Origin of the sequence: Parasphingorhabdus sp. (assembly GCF_048269865.1) — a bacterium.
GTDB lineage: Bacteria > Pseudomonadota > Alphaproteobacteria > Sphingomonadales > Sphingomonadaceae > Parasphingorhabdus.
In genome coordinates, this window is the sequence record NZ_JBLWUA010000029.1 from 1 (window position 1) to 5,311 (window position 5,311).

At 61.8% G+C, this 5,311-nt stretch carries 5 protein-coding genes; all 5 read left to right on the forward strand.

The annotated features are described in order from the left end of the window. Nucleotides 1-143: 143 nt before the first annotated feature. On the forward strand, nucleotides 144-1,334 hold the full coding sequence (locus ACN0WW_RS17230; RefSeq protein WP_089132088.1) for a thiolase C-terminal domain-containing protein: 1,191 nt from the start codon (nucleotides 144-146) through the stop codon (nucleotides 1,332-1,334). Then, nucleotides 1,331-1,807 (forward strand): Zn-ribbon domain-containing OB-fold protein, encoded by a 477-nt coding sequence (locus ACN0WW_RS17235; protein ID WP_089132087.1) that lies wholly within the window; start codon nucleotides 1,331-1,333, stop codon nucleotides 1,805-1,807. The genes ACN0WW_RS17230 and ACN0WW_RS17235 overlap by 4 nt, the downstream gene beginning before the upstream one ends. Nucleotides 1,808-1,814: 7 nt before the next feature. Next, a complete protein-coding gene (locus ACN0WW_RS17240; protein WP_089132086.1) occupies nucleotides 1,815-3,065 on the forward strand; it encodes an acyl-CoA dehydrogenase family protein in 1,251 nt (416 codons plus the stop codon). Next, complete coding sequence (locus ACN0WW_RS17245) at nucleotides 3,065-4,156, forward strand: acyl-CoA dehydrogenase family protein (RefSeq protein ID WP_089132085.1); 1,092 nt, start codon at nucleotides 3,065-3,067, stop codon at nucleotides 4,154-4,156. Before ACN0WW_RS17240 ends, ACN0WW_RS17245 begins: the two co-directional genes overlap by 1 nt. A gap of 62 nt (nucleotides 4,157-4,218) precedes the next feature. Continuing rightward, a partial coding sequence (locus ACN0WW_RS17250; RefSeq protein WP_417614303.1) for an AMP-binding protein occupies nucleotides 4,219-5,311 on the forward strand: 1,093 nt, incomplete at its 3' end.

Sequence of the window (5,311 nt, forward strand, 5' to 3'; positions counted from 1 at the left end):
TGGGAAAGGTACCTCGATCGCCCGCTTGAGGAAGTGCGCCGCGATCTGAACCTCCAGCCCCCGGCAGTATATGTAGGCGTGCGTGATCTTTCACAGCGACTGGAGCGTGAGTTTCAGGCGCGCCGGCAAGGCGAGCTGCAGGCATGAACGGTCCCGCCGCCCTAAGCTTCAGCGACAGGTCCGCTATCACTGGCGTTGGCGAAACCGCTTTCGTCAAAGGCACCGAACGCACCGCAGTGGACATGATGCTGGAAGCATCGCGCCGCGCCATCGCGGATGCCGGGCTGAAACCTTCCGATATCGATGGCATGGTGCCGCCGCCGATCTATACGACGTCAGAGGAAATGGCCGCCAATCTGGGTATCGATGTGCTGCGCTATGCCGCCACAGTGCATATGGGCGGGGCCAGCCCGACTACGGCGCTGCAAAACGCGGCAATGGCGATCGCAAGCGGCCTGTGCGACCATGTGCTCATAACGCTGGGCTGGAACGGATATTCGGCGCTCAGGCCCAAGCCAGGTGCGCCGCCGACGCGGCCGATGAACATGAACACGCTGACCAACACGGTCAAAGGCTATTACAGTCCCTATGGCGTGTTTTTGCCGGTGCAAATGTATGCCTGGCTCGCGACCCGCCATTCAAAGCTTTACGGCGTCGGGCCTGACGCAATGGCGGCCGTCGCGCTGGCCTGCCGCCGCCATGCGCAGATGAATCCGCAGGCCTTTACCTATGGGCGCGAGCTGGACGCGGAAACCTATCACTCGGCGCGGTTGATTTCCGAACCTTTCCGCCTTTACGATTGCTGCCTGGAAACCGACGGAGCCTGCGCAGTCGTCGTCTCGCGGATGGACCGGGCAAAAGACATGCCGCATGTCCCCATCAGCATTGCGGGCGCAGCCGAGGGACATCCCTATCCGGCCGACGACATCCCTTCCCGGCCCGATCCGTTCAAAATCGGCCTCAGCTATGCCGCCCCGCGCGCCTTCGACATGGCGGGCGTTCGCCGCGAGGACATGGATTTCCTGCAGATCTACGACTGCTTTACCTATGTCGTCCTGCTACAGCTCGAAGCGCTGGGTTATTACGAGCCGGGCGGACAGGGTGAATTTGTCGCCGACGGGCAGATCGAGCTGGGCGGGCGCTATCCAGTCAACACCCATGGCGGCCTGCTGAGCGAAGCGCATGTCTGGGGCCTCAACCACGTGGTCGAAGCGGTGCGTCAACTGCGCCACGATTGCGGCGAACGCCAGGTCGAAGGCGCGCAGACCGGACTGGTCACCGGCTGGGGCGACTTGGGCGATGGCAGTATCGCTATCCTGAGGAGGTTTGCATGAGCGACGAGAAGGATCTTCCGCCCAAAATGCGTGCCTCGGCGCAGAAGGTGCCGCCAAAGCCGCAACCGCGCCCGCAGGATCCGGTGGAACAGGAATTCTGGAACCGTTGCCAGGACGGCAATCTCTATTTCCAGCGCTGCGGCGAATGTGGCACCTTCCGCCACCTGCCACGCTACATGTGCGCAAAATGCGGCTCGCCCGACTTTTCTTGGGAGCAAAGCAGCGGAAAAGGTACGCTGTTTTCCTGGACGGTCACACATCAGGCTCTGCACCCTGCCTTTGCCGCTGACATTCCGTTTGTCTCGGCGGTGGTGGAACTGGAAGAAGGCGTCCGCATGGCCACGCGCCTGATCGATTGCGACCGCGACAAGCTAGAACTGGACCTTCCGGTAACGCTCGATTTCGAACTGATCGGCGCGGATTTCCGCCTGCCGGTTTTCCGCCCCGATACGAACCTGCCCCACGAAGGATAAGCACGAAATGGATCTCGAATATGGACCCGAATATGACGCTTTCCGCGAGGAAGTGCGACAATTCCTAAAGACGTACGGGAATCGTGCGCCAGCCGGGCAGGGCCGGGCCGCCCGCCCCTGTCCCGAGGCGGTCGAGTGGCAAAAACTGCTGATCGAACATGGCTATACCGCCCGCACGATCCCCACGGAATACGGGGGTTACGGGGCCGAGCCCGACATTCTCAAATCGCGAATCATCGCCGAGGAATTCGCGCGCGCCGGCATTCCCGGCGGACTTGCCAACCAAGGCATATCGATGCTGGTCCCTACACTGCTGGAACTGGGAACCGAGGCACAGAAACGCCAGTGGGTCGAGCCGACGCTGAAAGGCGAGGTCGTATGGTGCCAGGGCTATTCCGAGCCCGGCGCGGGATCGGACCTTGCCAGCCTGAAAACCAGCGCGCGGATCGAAAACGGCGAATTCGTGATCAACGGCCAGAAGATCTGGACCAGCACGGCCAAGCAGGCGGACATGATCTTCTGCCTGGTCAGGACCGAACCTGACGCGCCCAAGCACGGCGGCATTTCCTATCTGATATTCTCGATGGATACGCCGGGGATCGATGTGCGTCCGCTCAAGACCATGACCGGTCACGCCGAATTTAACGAGACGTTCTTCACCGACGTGCGGGTGCCGATGGACCAGATCGTCGGCCAGCGTGGTCAAGGCTGGTTCGTCGCCAATGCGACACTGGGTCACGAACGCGGCATGCTGGGCGATCCCGATGCGCTGGAAAACCGATTTCAGGCACTGGTCAAGCTAATGCAGAAAGAACGTGTCGGCCAAGGCCGCGCGATCGACAATGCCGTGCTGCGCGACCGGTTGGCGGCGCTTCAGGCCGAAGTTGCAGCGATGAAATACAACGGAATGCGTATCCTTTCGGACAATCTGAAGGGCGAACCCGGCGGCATGGCCAAGCTGATTGTCAAGCTGCAAAGCTGCGAACTGGCGCATCAGATATCGGCTCTGGCGATCGACGCCATGGGCGAGATCGGCATCCTTTATCACGGTAGCAATCGCGAGCGCGAAGGAGGCGCGTGGCAGTGGAACTACATGTTCCAGCTGGGCCTTATCATCGGTGGAGGTACCGCGCAGATCCAGAAGAACATCATCGCCGAACGCGGTCTCGATATGCCGCGCGAACCTAAGCTGGCCAAACCTGCGCCGGCCGAACAGGGCGCCGCCGTCGCGGTCCGCCAGAAACAGGGAGCCGCCTGATGGATTTCGGACTGTCGCAAGACCAGCAGATGCTGCGCGATACAGTCGCGCGATGCCTCGCCGACACCTGCCCGCTCGACCATGTGCGTGAGTGCGCCGAAGGCGAAGCTTCTTACAGCGAAAAGGTGCAGTCTGCACTGAGCGAACTGGGCATCACAGGAATGATGGTTCCCGAACAGCATGGCGGCCTCGGTATGACCTTGCTAGATGCAGCTGTTGTGGCCGAACAGCTTGCCTATGCGGTCGCTCCGGTGCCGTTTCTCGCCAGCCATGTGCTTGCACCCATCGCGCTGGCGCAAGCCGGCAACGAGCAGCAGCAGGCTGAGTGGTTGCCTCAGATCGCCAGCGGCAAAGCGCAGATCGCCGTTGCCATTGCCGAGACTATTGAGGTGCGCGACGGGGCGGGCGTAACCTGCAACAGCGGCAAGCTGGACGGCACGGCGCTGTTCGCACTCGATTTCACCGGCGCCGAGGCCTTCCTGGTGGCCGATACCGCCGGGCGGATGCACTTCGTCCCCGCCGATGCACCGGGGCTGGAGAAAATCCCGCTGACGACGATCGACCGCACCCGCAGCGTAGGGGAAATGCGGTTCGAGACCGTTGCGGCCGAACCACTGGCCGACGATGGCGGAGCGACTGCGGCACGGCTGCGCGATGCGGGCCGGGTGATCCTGGCCGCTGACAGCCTCGGCGCGGGTCAGGCCATGATTGAGAAGGCGGTCGATTATGCCGGACAGCGCGAACAATTTGGGCGGATCATTGGCAGCTTTCAGGCGGTCAAGCATATGTGCGCGGAAATGGCAGCCCGTCACGAACCATGCCGCTCCCTGATTTGGTACGCAGCGCATGCTTTCGACGCAGCGTCGGATGAAGCCACGCTCGCCGCGTGTCACGCGAAATCGCATACCGGCGAGGTGTATCGCTTCGTCGCGCGCACTTCCACCGAAGTGCATGGCGGGATGGGCTTCACCGACCTGCTTGGGCTCCATTATTGGTTCAAGCGGATCGGTTTCGATCGCCAGGTTCTTGGCGGCCCCGAAGCGGTGAGAGCCGAAGCAGCAGCGCGGCAGGGGTGGACCCGGGCAGCGTGATTTAAGTAGCTGCGGGGACGCCGCGAGACAAGCGGCGCCCCGCCAAGAGATGAGATGGAAACGTGATCGACTGGAACCTTGGCGACATTCTTGATGCTATCGAACCGGCCATGCCGAAGGATGCGCCCGCGCTGATCCATGGCGACCGGATCATCACATGGCCGGAAATGTCAGTCCGTTCGAACAATCTCGCGCGCAACCTGCGGGAACGCGGTGCCGTCGACGGGGCGAAGGTGGCGTTCTACATGCGAAACCGTCCCGAATACGGCGAGCTGATGGCGGCCTGCTTCAAGGGTCGGCTCACGCATGTGAACATCAATTATCGCTACGTGCCCAAAGAAGTATTCTACATCTTCGACGATTCCGACAGCGAGGTGATCGTCTACAGCTCCGAATTTCGCGACTATATCCTTGAGCTGAAGGACCGGCTTGAGAAGGTCCACACTTTCGTCGAGATCGGTGATGCGTCGGAAATCGCCCCTTTCGCCGTTCCCTATGAACATCTCACGACGCAGGGAGACGGTTCGCCTCTAGGCATCGAGCGCTCACCAGGCGATCTGCTGTTCATCTATACCGGCGGCACCACCGGCATGCCCAAGGGCGTGATGTGGCGGCACGACGACATGCGCAAGGCTCAGCTCGATGCGCAAAAGCTGCTCGGCCCGGTGCCGCAGTCGCACGAAGAAAACGTCGCGCTGATCAAGAGCCAGGGGCCGGGACGCCGCACCCTCCCCTCCTGCCCGCTGATGCACGGCACAGGCTTTATCACCGGGATCGGCGCGCTGATGTCGGGCGGTGCAATCGTTACACTCTCCGACCCGTCATTCGATGCCGAAGAGTTGTGGGAGACGGTCGAGAAACACAAGGTCGAGAGTATCGCAATCGTGGGTGACGCTTTCGCCAAGCCGATGCTTCGCGCCCTCGACGAACATCCCGGCCGCTGGGATACCAGCAGCCTCGTGTCGATCATCTCGTCCGGCGTGATGTGGAGCAAGGAGGTCAAGGCCGGTCTTTGCAAGCACATTTCTCAAGTCATCCTGATGGACAGTTTCGGCGCTTCCGAAGGCCTCGGCTACGGCCTTTCGGTCACCACCGCGCAAGGCGGCACCAACACCGCCAAATTCGGCATCGGCGAGTTCTGCGACGTGTTCGACG